The sequence below is a fragment of the Curtobacterium sp. MCPF17_003 genome, assembly GCF_003224385.1.
GTDB lineage: Bacteria > Actinomycetota > Actinomycetes > Actinomycetales > Microbacteriaceae > Curtobacterium > Curtobacterium flaccumfaciens.
In genome coordinates, this window is record NZ_QKLC01000001.1 from 271,396 (window position 1) to 286,938 (window position 15,543).

A 15,543-nucleotide genomic window follows, 5' to 3' on the forward strand; every position below is an offset into this window, starting at 1 on the left:
AACGGTCACATCGGCTGGACGGAGGCAATTTACGCACAGCCTCGGTGCGGCTGTCAATTCGGATTGGTCGCGTTTTCGTAACGGCGTGCGTGATACGGCGAGAACGTCCCCCGGGTTGGGGCCAGGGGCCCCGGGAACGGGGGTTTCGTTGCGCGGAACCGCATGCGCGGTCGGGAGGCCCGTGGCGGGCCCGCCACGGGCCTCCCGTCCGCTTCGTGGTCGCGTCCGGAGCCGCGCTCGCCGGTGCGCCGCCGCCGTGCGGTTCCGGGCGTACCCGGTGAATTCGGGCGTACCTGGTCGTTCCGGGCGTACCTGGTCGAAACTTTGCGGCAGGTATGCCCGTACATGGCAGGTACTCCGCGGCGGCCTGGTGGTTCCGGGCATACCGAGAGGTCCCGGGCGTACCGGGTTGTTCCGGGCGTACCTGGTGTCTTCGGGCGTACCTGGTCGGAACTTTGCGGCAGGTATGCCCGTTCCTGGCAGGTACTGCCGGGGGTACCGGGTGGGTTCGGGCGTACCTGGTGGGTTCGGGCGTACCGGGTCGTTTCGGGCGTACCTGGGCGAAAGTTCGTGGCAGGTACTCGGGTCGTGTCGCGGCCGAGGTGCGTCAGCGCGTGCGGGGAGCGCTCGTGGAGGCGCGCACGACCAGCTGCGGGACGATGTCGATCGGGCGGAGCAGTTCGCCCTCACTCGGCAGCAGCAGGTCCACGCAGCGGCGCCCGAGCTCGGCGAAGTCGACCTGCACCGTGGTGAGCGGCGGCCAGAAGTGCTTCGCCTCCGGGATGTCGTCGTAGCCGACCACGGACAGGTCTCCCGGGACGTCGAGTCCGTACGAGCGCGCTGCGTGCATCACCCCGAGCGCCATCTGGTCGTTCGAGCAGAAGATCGCGGTGCAGTCCCGCCACCGCAGCAGCTCACGGCCGGCGTGGTAGCCGAAGTCGGCGGTCCAGTCGCCCAGGATCGGCGGCGCGACGGCCATGTCGCGGTCGGACATCTCGCGCAGGAACCCCTGCATGCGGGCGTCGGCCTCGATCCAGTCCTGTGGTCCGGCGATGTGCCGGACGTACTCGTGCCCGAGGTCGAGCAGGTGCGCGGTCGCCAGTCGTGCCCCCTCCATCTGGTCCACCCACAGGGCCGTCGGGTCCTCGCCGACGCTGGCGCGCATGGTGACGTAGGGGGTGCGGATGCCGAGTTCCGCGATCAGGTCGAAGACCCGCTGCTGGGGCGCGATGACGACGATGCCCTCGACGTCGAGGTCGAGCAGGTGCCCGAGTCCTTCCCGCACGGCGGCGTCGGTCGCCTCGGCGATGTTCGCCGTCGTGACCGAGTAGCCGCGGAGCATCGCGGCGTCCTCGATCGCCTGCAGTGCCACGGCGGGACCGTAGTGGGCGCGGCGGGCCGTCAGGACGCCGATCGTGTGGGTCCGGCTCGTGACCAGGGCGCGTGCGGCCCGGTTCGGCCGGTACTGCAGCTGCTCCATGGCCGCCAGGACCTTGTCGCGTGTCTCGGCCCGGATCGCATCCGAGTTGTTCAGCACACGCGAGACGGTCTGGTGCGAGACGCCCGCGATCCGTGCGACGTCACGGATGCTGGGCGAACGCGGTTGCTGTGTCCGCGATGACGCCATTGCTGCTCGTTTCCGCCCGGGTGTCGTGGCACATCGATGTGCACGTTCACATTCCGGGCCAGATCATTATGCACGTCCGGCGGATCGACGCCACCTGTGCGTCGATCCGCCGTCCGCTCAGAGCCAGTTGCGCTTGCGGAAGATCGCCCAGAGCACGCCCATCAGCAGGAGCATGCCGAGGATCGCGACCGGGTACCCGTAGTGCCAGTGCAGCTCGGGCATGTGGTCGAAGTTCATCCCGTAGACGCCGGCGATCAGGCCGGGTGCGAACAGGATCGCCGCCCACGACGAGATCTTCTTGACCTCCTCGCCCTGGCGGTGTGCTGCCCGGGCGAGTTGCCGGCTCTCCTCGCCCTGGGCAAGGCTCGCGCTGGTCATCCGGCGCATCGCCTCGTTCTGCTCCTGCGACACCAGGGTGGCGTGCAGGGTCAGGGCGTTCTCGAGCAGGGCGCGGAACGAGTCGACGCGCTCGGTGACGCGGAGTGCGTGGTCGTGCACATTGCGGAGTCGGTGCTGCACGTCGTCGTCCACGCCGTACTTGTCGGCGCCGCGGAGCAGCCCCGTGACCATCGCCGGCACCGGGGTGGTGGCCCGCTGGAACGCCAGGACCTCGCTGAGCAGCTGGTAGATGCGCTTCGAGACCCCGGGGTCGACCTGCCCGGCGAACAGCTGGTCCTCGATGGCGTCGATCTGCTCCTGCAGCACCTGGACGACGGGGCCGTAGCCGTCCACGACCTCGTCGAGCACAGCGGCGGTCACCGCCTCCGACCCCTTCGCCAGGAACTCCGGGTCCGCCTCGACCTGTGCCCGCAGCACCGCCAGGTCGGGTCGGGCGGCGTGCCGGACGCTCACGACGAAGTGGTCGCCGACGAACAGGTGCACCTCGCCGAACTCCACCGTGCCCGAGGCCGGGTCGAACCAGGCCGGCCGGAGCACCAGGAACAGGGTGTCGCCGTAGCGCTCGAGCTTGGCGCGCTGGTGTCCCTTGCGGGCGTCCTCGACGGCGTTCTCGTGCAGGTCGAACTCGGTGGCGACGGCCTCGAGCTCGTGCGGGTCGGGCCGGAGCAGCCCGATTCACGTCAGGTCACCACGAGCCGGGCGCGACAGGGTCGACGGAGACTCCACGCGGCGTCCCCGGACGTAGATCGCGTTGTCGATCAGTGCCATGTGCGTGCTCCTTCGGTGGGGAGCAGGCGGGCGCGATGGCGCCCCGGAGGTGATCCGGGGCGGGGCAGGTTCAGCGAGCGGGCGCGACGACCGACACGGGCGGCCGGCCCGATCGAGGATGGTCACCCGACATCGCGCCTCACCTGCCCTTCTCGTCTCGTCGTGGCGGCGCCCAGAGCGCTGCCGACGGTCGAGCGTACGCCTGCGGCTCGGGTCGGACAACCCGTCGCGGCAGGCGGGGGAGCGTCAGCGCGTGACGTGCAGCCCAGCGGTCTCGAGCTCGGCGAGCTGCCACCCGAGCCACGGGCTCCAGGCGAACGGCGCGCCGGCGACGGCCTGCCTGAGAGAGTCCTCGGACACCCACGCCCACTCGGCCACCTCGTCGTCCGCGGGCGCAGGGGTGTCGTCGGTCACGGCGCGGAAGACGGGGCAGACCTCGTTCTCCACGATGCCGGAGGCGTCGACCGCGCGGTACCGGAACTCCGGCAGCACGACCTCGACGTCGCGCACGGTGATGCCGAGCTCGCGGGAGGCCCGACGGGCGATGGCGTCCTCGAAGGACTCGTCCGGACCGGGGTGGCCGCAGAAGGTGTTCGTCCACACCCCCGGCCAGGTCTTCTTCGACAGTGCTCGCCGGGTCACCAGGACGTCGCCGTCGGTGTTCCGGACGTGGCACGAGAACGCCAGGTGCAGGGGCGTGTGGGCTGTGTGCACCGTGAACTTGTCCGCCGTGCCGATCGGGGTACGGTCGTCGGCCAGGAGCACCACGGATTCAGGGAAAGCGTTCATCTGTCTCGATAGGTTAGGCCAATGAGCGAGGAAGCGACCACCGTGCCGCACATCGACCTCGCGCTCGTCGACGACTGCCTCGAGCGCTTCTTCGCCGTGTCGTCGACGCGCGCCGAGCGCTACGGCCGACCGTCGGAAGAACTGTGGCGCGTGCTCCGCAAGGCGAGCATGGGCGGCAAGCGCTTCCGACCCCGCATGGTCATGACCGCGTACGCCGGCATGGGCGGCACCGACGCGCACGCTGCCGCCAACGTCGCGGCGGCGTACGAGCTCCTGCACACCGCACTCGTGGTGCACGACGACGTCATCGACCGTGACTGGTCGCGCCGCGGGCAGCCGAACGTCGCCGGGTCCTTCCGCGACACCGGCACGACGGGCGGCCTGCCGCTGCCGACCGCCGAGCACCGGGGGATGAGCGCCGCCGTCATCGCCGGTGACCTGGCCCTCGCCGGTGCGCCCCGTTTCATTGAGGCCGCTGGCGTCGACGGCACTCGGCGCGAGCGACTGCTCGAACTGTTCGACGAGGCCGTCTTCGCCAGCGCTGCCGGCGAGATGACCGACGTCGACCTGGCACTCGGCGTGATGCCGACGGTGGACGAGGTCCTGGCGATGGAGCGGGCGAAGACGAGCGTGTACTCGTTCGAGGCTCCGCTGCAGTCCGGGGCCGTGCTGGCCGGTGCCGACGAGGAGATCGTCACCGCCCTCGGTGCCTTCGGTCGCGAGATCGGCATCGCGTACCAGATCGTCGACGACCTGCTGGGGGTCTTCGGCGACGAGACCATGACCGGCAAGACCGTTCTGGGCGACCTGCGCGAGGGCAAACGCACGATGCTCATCGCCTACGCGGCGACCACGGACTGCTGGCCGGACCTCGAGCCGTACCTGGGCGACCCGGACCTGACCGAGGCCCGTGCGGACGAGGTCCGTGCGACCCTGGTCTCCTGCGGTGCGCGCGGCGCCGCGGAAGAACGCGTCGCCGACCACACCGCACTCGCCCGGGCCGAGCTCGCCCGGCTGCCGTACGACCTCGCCGACCGCCTGGAGGCCCTCGTGACCGAACTCGTGGAGCGCGCCCGGTGACCCACAGCACCACCACGGCGACCGGATCCCGTCCGGCTCGCCTCCAGCTCTACGACGCCACGGCCGAGGCCGCGTCGGGTGTCGTCATCGACCGGTACTCCACGTCGTTCGGACTGGCGAGCCGCATGCTCGCCCGCGACACACGCGAGCACATCCGGAACGTCTACGCGCTGGTCCGCGTCGCCGACGAGGTCGTCGACGGCCCCGCGACCGAGGCCGGGCTCGACCGCGAGCTCGCCCGCACGGTGCTCGACGAGCTCGAGGCCGACACCGAACGGGCCATCGCGCTCGGTTTCTCGGTGAACCCGGTCGTCCACGCCTTCGCCCGCACCGCCCGCGCCACCGGCTTCGGCGCCGAGCTCACCGCCCCGTTCTTCGCCTCGATGCGCATGGACCTCGACCGCACCGAGCACGACGACGCCTCGTTCGACGCGTACGTGTACGGCTCCGCCGAGGTCGTCGGTCTGATGTGCCTGCGCGCGTTCGTGTACCGGGCCGGTCGTCCGACGTTCGACCAGGCCGAACTCGTCGCCGGGGCGCGTGCGCTCGGCGCCGCGTTCCAGAAGGTGAACTTCCTGCGTGACCTGCACGCCGACTTCGAGGTGCTCGGTCGCTCGTACTTCCCGGGTGTCGACATCCGATCCTTCGACGAGGCCACGAAGGACCGCCTGGTCGCCGACGTGCAGGCCGACCTCGACCACGCCGCACGGACGATCCGGCTGCTGCCGGCCGACGCCCGCAACGCGGTCGGACTCGCACACGCGCTGTTCCAGGAACTCAACGACCGACTCGCGCGCACGCCGGCGAGCCGCCTCGTCACGACGCGCGTGCGCGTCCCCAACCCGGTGAAGGTGCGCCTCGCCGCGCAGGTCCTCGCCGGACGCGCACCGCTCCGGTCACGCGTCACCACCCACCGGCCGGGAGGCTCCTCATGACCCCGCCCCGCGCCTCCCGACCGACGACGGTCGCCACCACCACCCGGCGCAAGGTGCCCGCGCGCCGCGCCGTCGTCATCGGCGGCGGCATCAGCGGCCTGGCGGCCGCGGCGCTGCTCGCACGCGACGGCTTCTCGGTGACGGTGCTCGAGCAGCGCACGCAGCTCGGCGGCCGTGCCGGTTCGTGGGAGCAGGACGGGTTCCGGTTCGACACCGGGCCGTCGTGGTACCTCATGCCCGAGGTCTTCGACCACTTCTTCCAGCTGCTCGGGACGTCGGCCGAGGCCGAACTCGACCTGGTGAAGCTCGACCCCGGCTACCGCGTCTACAGCGAGGGCCACGACGAGCCGATCGACCTGCGGGCCGACGCCGAGGCCAACATCGCGCTGTTCGAGTCCATCGAGCCCGGTGCCGGCGAGCGGATGCGGAAGTACCTCGCGTCGGCCGAGGACACCTACACGATGGCGGTGCGTCGGTTCCTCTACACGAGCTTCCAGGACCTCACGAAGCTCGCGGCACCCGACGTCCTGCGTCGCCTGCCCAAGCTGGCGCGCCTGTTGCTCGAGCCGCTCTCCACGTTCGCCGAGACCGCGGTGCGCGACCGTCGCCTGTGGCAGATCCTCGGCTACCCGGCGGTGTTCCTCGGCACGAGCCCGTACGCGGCGCCGAGCATGTACCACCTGATGAGCCACCTCGACCTGGCCGACGGCGTGCTCTACCCGAAGGGCGGCATCACCGAGGTGATCTCCGCCGTCGAGCGGGTCGCCCGGGCCGAGGGCGCGAAGATCATCGCCGGTGCGAAGGTCGAGCGGATCGTCGTCGAGGACGGCGTCGCCACCGGGGTCGTCCACCGCGACCGCGACGGCGTGCAGCACACGGCCCCCGCCGACCTCGTGGTCAGCGCTGCCGACATGCAGCACACCGAGATGCAGCTGCTCGACCGCGAGCACCGCACCCACGGCGCCGACCACTGGAAGAAGCGCGACCCGGGCCCGAGCGCGGTGCTCGTGTACCTCGGCATCGACGGTCCGACGCCGGGCCTGCTGCACCACACCCTGATGTTCACCGCGGACTGGAAGGCGAACTTCGGCGCGATCTTCGGGGACGACCGGCACGTGCCGGACCCCGCCTCGATCTACGTCTGCGCCCCCTCCGAGACCGATCCGAGCGTCTCGCCGCCCGGCACCAGCAACCTGTTCATCCTGGTGCCCCTGCCCGCCGACCTGTCGATCGGCAAGGGCGGCATCGACGGTGCCGGTGACTACCAGGTCGAGCAGATCGCGGACCGTGCCATCGACGTGCTGGCCGAGCGGGCCGGGGTGCCCGACCTGCGCGACCGCATCCGGGTCCGACGCACGATCGGACCGCGCGACTTCGCGGACGACCTGAACGCCTGGAACGGCTCGATGCTCGGCCCGGCGCACACGCTGAAGCAGAGCGCGTTCTTCCGCGAGAAGAACGTGTCGAAGAAGGTCGAGGGGCTGTACTACGTCGGCGCCTCGACGATCCCGGGCATCGGTCTGCCGATGTGCCTGATCAGCGCCGAGGTCCTGCTCAAGCGCATCCACGGCGACCGGAGCACCGAGCCGCTGCCGACACCCCTCGGGGCTCCGCGGGACCGGACCGAGACCGCCTGATGCCCGGGGTCTACCTCGCCGGCCTGGTGGTGTCTCTGGTCGGCATGACCGTGCTGGACGCCCGCTTCCGGCTGTTCTTCTGGCGGGCACCGTGGCGGGCGGCGGCCGTGATGGTCGTCGGTGTCGCGTTCTTCATGGTGTGGGACGTCGCCGGTGTCGCTGCCGGCATCTTCTTCATCGGGCCGCAGAACCTGCTCACCGGGGTGCTCCTGGCGCCCGAGGTCCCGCTCGAGGAGCTCTTCTTCCTGCTGCTGCTCTGCTACTCGACGATGGACCTGGTCGGCTTCGTCCGGCCCCTGGTGCAGCGGGCGACCGATCGGCGGCGCGCGTGAACGGCACCGGGGCGTACGCGCTCCTGGCCCTGCCGTTCTTCGGCGTCACGGCGGTCGTGGCCGTGGTCGCCGGCATCGTCGCCGCCCGCCGGGCCCGTGCGGCGGGTCGACGGCCCGCGGTCGGGCGCCGGGTCGCGGTGCTCACGTCCGTGATCGCCGGCGTCGCGCTGCTGGTGATGACGATGGTGTTCGACAACGTCATCGTCACGCTGCGGATCGTCGCCTACGACCCCTCGCTCATCAGCGGTGCGAAGATCGGTGCGATCCCGGTCGAGGACCTCGCCTACGCGATGTCCGCCATCGTGCTGCTGCCCAGCCTGTGGGTCCTGTTCGACCGGACGGGCGCACGCGACCGGACGGGCGCACGCGACCGGATGGGCGCACGCGACCGGACGGGCGCACGCGACCGGACCGGCGCACGCCCCGCGCCCGACCCGACCCCAGCACCAGCGGAGGACACGAAGTGAACGCCAGCACCGCCTCCAGGCCGTCGACCATGCGCGCTCTGTTCGTGTCGTCGCGCCCGATCAGCTGGGTGAACACCGCCTACCCGTTCGGCGCCGCGTACCTGCTCGGCAGCGGGGTCGGCGTCGACGGCGGCGGAGGATTCTCGCTCGTCGCGTTCCTGGTCGGCGTCGTGTACTTCCTGGTGCCCTACAACCTGGCGATGTACGGCATCAACGACGTCTTCGACTACGAGTCCGACCTGCGCAACCCGCGGAAGGGCGGTGTCGAGGGCGCCCTGCTCGACAAGAGCGTCCACCGCACCACGCTGTGGGCCGTCGTCGTCACGAACGTCCCCTTCCTCGTCGCGCTCGTGGTGCTCGGCGCGGTCAGCGGCAACGGGCCGTGGTCGTGGCTCGTCCTGGCGATCAGCGTGTTCGCGGTCATCGCGTACTCGGCGCCGGGCCTGCGGTTCAAGGAGAAGCCGTTCCTCGACTCGCTCACGTCGAGCACCCACTTCGTGTCGCCGGCGATCTACGGCCTCGCCCTCGCCGGCCCGCACTGGACCGGGGAGCTCGTCGCTGTGTGCATCGCGTTCTTCCTGTGGGGCGTGGCCTCGCACGCGTTCGGTGCCGTGCAGGACGTCCTGGCCGACCGCGCCGGGGGCATCGGCTCCGTCGCGACCGTGATCGGCGCCCGGGCCACCGTCCGCCTGGCCTTCGTCGCGTACCTGGTCGCCGGGGTCGCGCTGCTGTTCTCGGCGTTCCCGGGCCCGATCGCCGCGATCGTCGTCGTGCCGTACGCGCTCAACGTGCTGCCGTGGTGGAACATCACGGACCAGGGCGCCGAGGCCGCGAACGCCGGGTGGAAGCGGTTCCTCTGGATCAACTACCTGGCGGGGTTCATCGTGACGATGGCGCTCATCGCGTACGCCTTCACGCACTGACAGACTGGACGCACGCACCGCGGCGACCGTGGTGCGTCACCAGCCACGACGGCAGTCACGAAGGAGTGCACGCATGAGCGTCCGGATCATCCACGTCGGTCTCGGAGGGTGGGGCGGCAACTGGGCCCGCACCGCCATCCCAGAGGTGTCGGAAGTGCAGGTGGTCGGGATCGTCGACCCGTCGGCGCCGACGCTCGAGGCCGTGCGGACCGACCTCGGGCTCCCGGCCTCCGCGGCGTTCGGGTCCCTGACCGAGGCGCTCGCCGCGGTCGAGGCCGACGCCGTCGTCATCACCGCCCCGGCCGTGACGCACGTGCCGCTCGCGCTCGAGGCCCTCGATGCCGGCAAGCACGTCCTGGTCGAGAAGCCGTTCGCCAACACCACCGACGAGGCCGTCACCGCGGTCCGTCGCGCCGAGGAGCTCGGCCTGGTGCTGCAGGTCAGCCAGAACTACCGCTGGTACCCGGCACCGCGGGTGGTGCAGGAGATGCTCGAGGCGGACGTCGTCGGCGAGGTCTCCGCGATCAACGTCGACTTCCGGCAGTGGGACAACGACCAGCCCGCCGAGACGTACCCGCACTACCGGTTCCCGCACGCGATGATCAACGACATGGCGATCCACCACTTCGACCTGCTCCGGATGATCACCGGGCAAGAGGCAGTCCGGGTCTTCGCCAAGGCCAGCTACCCCGCCTACAGCAAGTACCAGGACGAAGCGGTCGCCTCGATGATCATCGAGCTCGACGACGGCACGGTGGTCAACTACCGCGGCAGCTGGCTGAGCCGTGGCCCGCGCACCGCCTGGGCCGGCGAGTGGAGCATCGAGGGCGAGGACGGTGAGCTCTGGTTCACGAGCCGCGACGGTGAGCCGAACGCGGTCGACGGTGACCGGGTCACCGTCCGCCGCACGCAGGACGACGTCGCCGAGCCGGTCGAGCTCCCCGTGCTCGCGCACACCGACCGCCAGGGCGGGCTGCAGGCGTTCGCCCGCTCGGTGCAGGGCGGCCCCACCCCCGAGACGAGCGGGCGCGACAACCTGCGGAGCCTGGCGCTGATGGAGGCCGCCGGCCGCTCCGCGGCGTCCGGTCTGCCCGAGGACGTCGTCGTCCCGTCCTGACCGCAACCACCCACGGCCTGGAGGCGCGGGGCGGGCCCGCACCGCGCCTCCAGGCCGGCTCTGGTCGCGCCCAACGCGTCGGTGGCGTCTTGCGCACCCCCCTCGAGACCTTTCGCGCTCACCGACAGTCCACGCGCCGGAGCGCCCGTGGGGTGTCGCTGAGCGCGTGGACTCGCGAGCTGGACGCCGCTTCAGGCGGCGCCGGCCACCCGCCGCGCCTGCGCGACGGCCCGCCGCACGCCGAGCGACCAGCCCGGCCCGTGGCCGGGCAGCACGTGCTTCGCCTCGGTGTCCGCGAGCCGGTCGAGCGACGCGACCGCCGTCTCGACGTCCGAGGTCGCCGCGGGTGCCACGATCCGCGGTCCGATCCCGCCCGTGTACGGGTCGAAGGTGACGAGCGCGTCCCCGGCGATCACGGCGTCGCGGTCGGCGAAGTGCAGCGCCACGTGGCCGTCGGTGTGCCCCGGGGTCTCGATGATCCACGGGTTGCCCGGCACGTCGGCGCGGCTCTCCAGCGGTTCGGTGTCCGCGATGCCGTCGACCGTGACCGCACCGGCCAGCAGCATCCGACCCAGGGGGCGCAGACCACCCGGGTGGAGCGCGACGAACCCGAAGCGGTTCGTCTGCGGTCGGTACGAGTACGGGTGCGCGGCGAGGTGCCGATCGCCCGGGTGGACGAACACGGGCGTGCCCCAGTCGCGGTGCATCCGTGCGGCGGTGCCGACGTGGTCGAAGTGCCCGTGCGTGAGCAGGAGCCCCTCGACCTGGTCGGGCGTGTAGCCCAGGTCGTGCACGGCGAGCTGCAGGTGCGGCCACGCGGCGGGCAACCCGGCGTCGACGACGAGCAACCGATCGCCGGTCTCGACGAGGTACGTGTTGGTGTGTGCGATCTCGAGGCGGTGGATCCCCTCGGCGGCGTCCCGGAAGAGCATGTGCGGCACGGTAGACGCGGCCTGCTGGGCACGATCCCGGGTGGGACGTGTACGAAATGGGGAATGGCCAAGGACAGTCTGCCCGAGCTCGAGCTCGCCAACGTGCGCACCCGCGAGGGCATCACGGACACCGTGACGGAGCTGAAGCGACGCGCGGACCTGCCCGCCCGGACGCGGCTCGCGGTCGCCAAGACGAAGCAGCGTTGGCACCGTGACCCCACGCCCCTGGTGGCGATGGGCATCACCGGGCTGACGGGTGTCGCGGCGATCGTCCTCGGCATCGCGCTGCGGAACCGCCCCGCCGGGCACCTGGCCGCGCCGCCGGCGAACTCGGCGTTCACCGCGCTGCTGCCGTTCGGTGCGCGTGGCGACGCCCCCTCGGCGAAGGAGCAGGCGCAGGCAGGCCGCAAGGGTCGGAAGGCGCGGGCCAAGGCGGCCGAGGAAGCCCTCGAGCAGGACCCGGCGCACCGCGCCCGCGTGAAGCAGCAGGTCGGCATCGCGGCGGTGCAGCGACGGGCGAACAAGAACCGCAAGCAGGCGGTCAAGCGGTCGAAGCAGGCCGCGAAGGCGAGAGGGTAGTCACATGGCGCACGAAGAGCACAAGCCCGATCCGGACGACGCCCGGAAGCCCGACAACCCCAGCGACCTCAAGAAGCCGACGCTCGTCTACACGCTGAAGAAGACGCTGCGCGAGTTCACGAGCGACCAGTGCACCGACCTCGCGGCGAGCCTGACGTACTACTCGGTGCTCGCGCTGTTCCCCGGGCTGCTGGCGGTCGTGTCGATCCTCGGCCTGGTGTCGGATCCGAAGAAGACGATCGACACGCTCCTCGACATCATCGGCAACATCGGTTCGCAGCAGGTGGTCGAGCTGATCCGCGACCCGGTCGAGGGGCTCGTCCGCTCGCCCGCCGCCCCCATCACGTTCATCGTCGGTATCGTCGGTGCCCTCTGGTCGGCATCCGGCTACGTCGGCGCGTTCGGCCGTGCCATGAACCGGATCTACAACGTGCGTGAGGGCCGCCCGATCTGGAAGCTCCGCCCGACCATGCTCGGCGTGACCGTCACCACGGTCGTCCTGCTCGTGATCGGTCTGCTGGTCCTGGTGAGCGCTCCGCTCGCCCGGAGTTTCGGCGACGTCATCGGCCTCGGCGACGTGGCCGTCACCGTCCTGTCGATCGTGCAGTGGCCGATCCTGCTCGTCATCGCGATCATCGTCGTCGCGGTGCTCTACTACTGGTCGCCGAACGTCAAGCAGCCGAAGTTCACCTGGGTCAGTGGCGGCTCGATCCTGGCGCTCCTCATCTGGATCATCGCGAGCGTCGGCTTCGGGTTCTACGTCGGGAACTTCTCGAACTACAACGCCACGTACGGCTCCCTGGGTGGGGTCATCGTGTTCCTGCTGTGGATCTGGATCACGAACAACGCGCTGCTCTTCGGCGCCGAGTTCGACGCCGAGATCGAGCGGGGCCGCGAACTGCAGGCCGGCATCCGGGCGGAGGAGGACATCCAGCTCCCCGAGCGCGACACCCGCCAGATCGAGAAGCAGGACGAGAAGCGGGCGCAGGACGTGCTCGAGGGCATCCGCATCCGCCAGGGCGTCGACGACGACTGACCGTCGCTCGGCTGATCGGCGCTGACCGGCGCTGACCGGCGCTGACGGGCGCTCTCCGGGTCGGGACGCTACGGTGCGAGCGTGCCGTCCTTCCTCGAGGGGCTCCCGTTCCGGTGGCTCGTCCTCGCGCTCTTCGTGATCGTGTTCTGCCGTGCGCAGGCCACGTACTGGGTCGCGCGGCTCGCGGTGACGGGTGCGTCCCGATCGCGGTGGGGCGGTTGGCTGCGGTCGCCGGCCGTCCGTCGCGGTTCGGCGTTGCTCGAGCGCTGGGGGCTGCCCGTCGTGACGGTGAGCTTCGTCGTGGTCGGTCTGCAGACGGTGATGAACGCCGCAGCGGGGCTGGCGCGGGTCTCCTGGTGGCGGTACACGATCGCGATGGTGCCGGGGTGCGTCGCGTGGGCGTTCCTGTACGCGACGGTCGGGCTCGCCGTGTTCTGGGCGGTCGTCGCGGCGCTCGCCGGCTCGCCGTGGGGCATCGCGGCGCTCCTGGGTCTGGTGGTCGTCGCCGGCGTCACGCTGACCGTCCTGCGTCGTCGCCACCGCACAGGAGGCCCGGCCCGGCTTCCGTAGGCTGGCCCACGTGACGACAGAACCGCTCCAGAACCGTCCGGTCGCCCTGGTGACCGGAGCCACCCGCGGCATCGGCCGCGCGATCGCCGCCGACCTCGGCCGCACCCACCACGTGCTCGTGGGCGGCCGGTCCGCCGACGCCGTGGACGCCCTCGTCGCGGAGCTGCCGAGCGCGGCGCCGTTCGTCGGTGACCTGGGCGCGGGCGAGGTCCCGGCGCTGCCCGATCGGCTCGACGTCCTCGTGCACTCGGCCGGTGTCGAGCAGGGCACCACCGTCGCCGACACCCCGCGTGCGGTGTGGGAGCAGGTCTTCGCGACGAACCTGTTCGCGGTCGCCGAGCTCACCCGGCTGGCGCTCCCGGCACTGCGGGCGGCCCGGGGCATCGTCGTGCCGATCAACAGCGGCTCCGGGTTCCACTCGGGCCCCGGCGGTGGCGTGTACGCGGCGTCGAAGTTCGCGCTGCGGGCCTTCGCCGACGCCCTGCGCGAAGAGGAGCGGGCGAACGGCGTGCGGGTGTCGAGCGTGCACCCGGGCCGGACCGACTCGGACATGCAGCGGCAGCTCGTGGCGAAGCTCGGTGAGTCCTACGACACCGACTACTACCTGGCCCCCGAGGACGTGGCCGCCGCGGTCCGCACCGTCGTCGACCTGCCCGAGCGCGGCACCGTCGAGTCGCTCGCGATCCGGCCGACCCGACGGCGCTGACGGGGGTCTACCGCAGCTCGATCCGTTCGTCGAGCTCGAGCCGTTCCAGGAACGTCTCGTCGTGGCTCACCACGACGAGTGCTCCCCGGTAGGCCCGCAGCGCGTCGACGAGCTGGTCGACGCTCGTCAGGTCGAGGTCGTTGGTCGGCTCGTCGAGCACGAGCAGCTGCGGGGGCGGGTCGGCGAGCACCAGGGCCGCCAGCGCCACCCGGAACCGCTCCCCGCCGGACAGGTCCCCGGCCGGGCGGTCGACGGTGTCCCCGCGCACCAGGAACTTCGCCAGCCGGTTGCGGACCTCGGCGACGGGCACGTGCGGGGCGTCCCAGCGGACGTTGTCGAGCACCGTGGCGGTGTCGTCCAGGCTGTCCTTCCGCTGCGGCAAGTACGCGATCCGGTCGACGTGGGCGACGGCCACGGTGTCGGGCAACGGGTGCTCCCGGGCGGCTGGATCGCCGACGAGCTGCTCGAGCAGGGTGGACTTGCCGACGCCGTTGTCCCCGGTGACGGCGATCCGTTCCGGTCCCTGCACGACGACGTCCCGTCCGCGGACGGTCAGGGTGGCGATCCGACGCGATGCCGGCACCTCCGGGTCGGGCAGGGTGACGTGGATCGACTCGTCGTCACGCAGGCGGAGCTCGGCCGCGCGGACCGTCGCCAGCGCCTGCTGTTCGGCCGACCCGTGCGCGACCCGGAGGCGTCCCGCGGTCTCCTGGGCCTTCTTCCGCTGTTCGTTGGCCAGGATCTTCGGCATCGACCGGCCGGCTTCGGCGCCGGCCTTCGCGCGTCGGGCGATCTTCGTCTCGGCCTCGATGCGCTGCCGCTTCTCGGTGCGGTGCCGCTGCTCGGCGACCCGGACCTCGCGCTCGACGGCTGCCTGCTGCACGGCGAGGTGCTCCTCGAACGCGCTGAAGGTCCCGCCGAACACGGTCATGGCCCCGGCGCGGAGCTCCACGGTCTCGTCGACGTGCTCGAGGAGTTCCCGGTCGTGGCTGACGAGCACGAGGGTGCCGCGCCAGTCGTCGACCAGGTCGAGGAGCAGCCCGCGGGCCCGGCGGTCCAGGTTGTTCGTCGGCTCGTCCAGGAACACGATCGGCCGGGCGCGCAACCGCACCCCGGCGACGGCGGCGAGCACCGACTGCCCGCCGGACAGCGTCGACACCGGCCGGTCGAGGTCGGTCCCGTCGAGCCCGACCCGGTCGAGCACCGCGGCGGCCCGTTCCTCCAGGTCCCAGTCGTCGCCGACTGCCTCCAGCTGTGCCGCTGTGGCTTCGCCGGCCAGGACGGCCCGGAGCGCGGTGAGTGTGGGACGGACGCCGAGCAGGTCGGCGACGGTGTCGTCCGCGCTGGCGTGGGCCCACGCCGCCGGTTCCTGATCGACGCGCCAGCGGCGATCAGGCCGTGCCGGTGGGGAGAGGCGTTGCGGCAGGTGGTCGACGGGACCCGACGTCGCGATGCTGCCCGACGTGGGGTGGAGCCGGCCGGTCGCGAGCCGGACCAGGGTGGACTTGCCGGCCCCGTTCCTCCCGACCAGGCCGGTCCGGCCACGCCCGAAGGCGGCGGTGAGGTGGTCGAGCGCGACGGTGCCGTCGGGCCAGGCGAAGGTGACGTCGTGCAGGACGACGGACGGACTGGTGGGCATGCGGGTG

15 protein-coding genes and 1 pseudogene are annotated in these 15,543 nt (G+C 71.6%); 11 read left to right on the plus strand and 5 right to left on the minus strand.

Annotated features, from left to right (window positions below):
* Positions 1-607: 607 nt before the first annotated feature.
* The 3 genes and pseudogenes from DEJ30_RS01335 to idi all read right to left on the minus strand — a co-directional run bounded on the left by DEJ30_RS01335 (position 608) and on the right by idi (position 3,583).
* Complete coding sequence (locus DEJ30_RS01335; protein ID WP_017886425.1) at positions 608-1,627, minus strand: LacI family DNA-binding transcriptional regulator; 1,020 nt, start codon at positions 1,625-1,627, stop codon at positions 608-610.
* A gap of 117 nt (positions 1,628-1,744) precedes the next feature.
* Positions 1,745-2,794 (minus strand): annotated as a pseudogene (locus tag DEJ30_RS01340) (magnesium and cobalt transport protein CorA).
* 246 nt (positions 2,795-3,040) lie between these two features.
* Positions 3,041-3,583, minus strand: a complete 543-nt coding sequence (gene idi / locus DEJ30_RS01345; RefSeq protein ID WP_071246200.1) for an isopentenyl-diphosphate Delta-isomerase — start codon at positions 3,581-3,583, stop codon at positions 3,041-3,043.
* A 21-nt stretch (positions 3,584-3,604) separates the two neighbouring features.
* Between idi and DEJ30_RS01350 the strand changes: the two genes are divergently transcribed.
* From DEJ30_RS01350 to DEJ30_RS01380, 7 genes are all read left to right on the plus strand, one after another.
* Positions 3,605-4,663 carry a polyprenyl synthetase family protein gene (locus DEJ30_RS01350; protein WP_181419945.1) on the plus strand — a complete coding sequence of 353 codons (1,059 nt, stop codon included), beginning with the start codon at positions 3,605-3,607 and terminating at the stop codon, positions 4,661-4,663.
* On the plus strand, positions 4,660-5,598 hold the full coding sequence (locus DEJ30_RS01355; RefSeq protein ID WP_110858704.1) for a squalene/phytoene synthase family protein: 939 nt from the start codon (positions 4,660-4,662) through the stop codon (positions 5,596-5,598). Before DEJ30_RS01350 ends, DEJ30_RS01355 begins: the two co-directional genes overlap by 4 nt.
* The gene (gene crtI / locus DEJ30_RS01360; RefSeq protein ID WP_110858705.1) at positions 5,595-7,235 is read left to right on the plus strand and encodes a phytoene desaturase family protein; all 1,641 of its coding nucleotides are present in this window, start codon (positions 5,595-5,597) and stop codon (positions 7,233-7,235) included. Before DEJ30_RS01355 ends, crtI begins: the two co-directional genes overlap by 4 nt.
* The gene (locus DEJ30_RS01365; protein WP_027464925.1) at positions 7,235-7,567 is read left to right on the plus strand and encodes a lycopene cyclase domain-containing protein; all 333 of its coding nucleotides are present in this window, start codon (positions 7,235-7,237) and stop codon (positions 7,565-7,567) included. The genes crtI and DEJ30_RS01365 overlap by 1 nt, the downstream gene beginning before the upstream one ends.
* Positions 7,564-8,034: a lycopene cyclase domain-containing protein gene (locus DEJ30_RS01370; RefSeq protein ID WP_181419946.1), complete on the plus strand. Its 471-nt coding sequence runs from the start codon at positions 7,564-7,566 to the stop codon at positions 8,032-8,034. The genes DEJ30_RS01365 and DEJ30_RS01370 overlap by 4 nt, the downstream gene beginning before the upstream one ends.
* Before the next feature lie 29 nt (positions 8,035-8,063).
* Complete coding sequence (locus tag DEJ30_RS01375) at positions 8,064-8,957, plus strand: prenyltransferase (RefSeq protein WP_110858931.1); 894 nt, start codon at positions 8,064-8,066, stop codon at positions 8,955-8,957.
* A 73-nt stretch (positions 8,958-9,030) separates the two neighbouring features.
* Complete coding sequence (locus DEJ30_RS01380) at positions 9,031-10,074, plus strand: Gfo/Idh/MocA family protein (protein ID WP_110858707.1); 1,044 nt, start codon at positions 9,031-9,033, stop codon at positions 10,072-10,074.
* A 191-nt stretch (positions 10,075-10,265) separates the two neighbouring features.
* Here the strand turns inward: DEJ30_RS01380 and DEJ30_RS01385 are convergent, their stop codons facing one another.
* Entirely contained in the window at positions 10,266-11,006 is a 741-nt protein-coding gene (locus tag DEJ30_RS01385; protein ID WP_110858708.1) for an MBL fold metallo-hydrolase, read from the minus strand.
* A gap of 63 nt (positions 11,007-11,069) precedes the next feature.
* On the opposite strand from DEJ30_RS01385, the gene DEJ30_RS01390 reads away from it, so the two are divergent.
* From DEJ30_RS01390 to DEJ30_RS01405, 4 genes are all read left to right on the plus strand, one after another.
* Entirely contained in the window at positions 11,070-11,585 is a 516-nt protein-coding gene (locus tag DEJ30_RS01390; protein ID WP_110858709.1) for a hypothetical protein, read from the plus strand.
* 4 nt (positions 11,586-11,589) lie between these two features.
* Positions 11,590-12,621 carry a YihY/virulence factor BrkB family protein gene (locus DEJ30_RS01395; RefSeq protein WP_110858710.1) on the plus strand — a complete coding sequence of 344 codons (1,032 nt, stop codon included), beginning with the start codon at positions 11,590-11,592 and terminating at the stop codon, positions 12,619-12,621.
* Between the two features lie 81 nt (positions 12,622-12,702).
* On the plus strand, positions 12,703-13,191 hold the full coding sequence (locus DEJ30_RS01400; protein ID WP_110858711.1) for a DedA family protein: 489 nt from the start codon (positions 12,703-12,705) through the stop codon (positions 13,189-13,191).
* A 10-nt stretch (positions 13,192-13,201) separates the two neighbouring features.
* On the plus strand, positions 13,202-13,897 hold the full coding sequence (locus tag DEJ30_RS01405) for an SDR family oxidoreductase (RefSeq protein ID WP_110858712.1): 696 nt from the start codon (positions 13,202-13,204) through the stop codon (positions 13,895-13,897).
* 7 nt (positions 13,898-13,904) lie between these two features.
* On the opposite strand, the gene DEJ30_RS01410 is transcribed toward DEJ30_RS01405, so the two are convergent.
* A complete protein-coding gene (locus tag DEJ30_RS01410) occupies positions 13,905-15,536 on the minus strand; it encodes an ABC-F family ATP-binding cassette domain-containing protein (protein WP_110858713.1) in 1,632 nt (543 codons plus the stop codon).
* Between the last annotated feature and the right edge of the window lie 7 nt (positions 15,537-15,543).

Coding starts and splice junctions, on each gene's coding strand:
- DEJ30_RS01385 (WP_110858708.1), bottom strand. CDS start 11,006: ATGCTCTTCCGGGACGCCGCCGAGGGGATCCACCGCCTCGAGATCGCA.
- crtI (WP_110858705.1), top strand. CDS start 5,595: ATGACCCCGCCCCGCGCCTCCCGACCGACGACGGTCGCCACCACCACC.
- DEJ30_RS01380 (WP_110858707.1), top strand. CDS start 9,031: ATGAGCGTCCGGATCATCCACGTCGGTCTCGGAGGGTGGGGCGGCAAC.
- DEJ30_RS01335 (WP_017886425.1), bottom strand. CDS start 1,627: ATGGCGTCATCGCGGACACAGCAACCGCGTTCGCCCAGCATCCGTGAC.
- DEJ30_RS01365 (WP_027464925.1), top strand. CDS start 7,235: ATGCCCGGGGTCTACCTCGCCGGCCTGGTGGTGTCTCTGGTCGGCATG.
- DEJ30_RS01375 (WP_110858931.1), top strand. CDS start 8,064: ATGCGCGCTCTGTTCGTGTCGTCGCGCCCGATCAGCTGGGTGAACACC.
- DEJ30_RS01390 (WP_110858709.1), top strand. CDS start 11,070: ATGGCCAAGGACAGTCTGCCCGAGCTCGAGCTCGCCAACGTGCGCACC.
- DEJ30_RS01350 (WP_181419945.1), top strand. CDS start 3,605: ATGAGCGAGGAAGCGACCACCGTGCCGCACATCGACCTCGCGCTCGTC.
- DEJ30_RS01395 (WP_110858710.1), top strand. CDS start 11,590: ATGGCGCACGAAGAGCACAAGCCCGATCCGGACGACGCCCGGAAGCCC.
- idi (WP_071246200.1), bottom strand. CDS start 3,583: ATGAACGCTTTCCCTGAATCCGTGGTGCTCCTGGCCGACGACCGTACC.
- DEJ30_RS01410 (WP_110858713.1), bottom strand. CDS start 15,536: ATGCCCACCAGTCCGTCCGTCGTCCTGCACGACGTCACCTTCGCCTGG.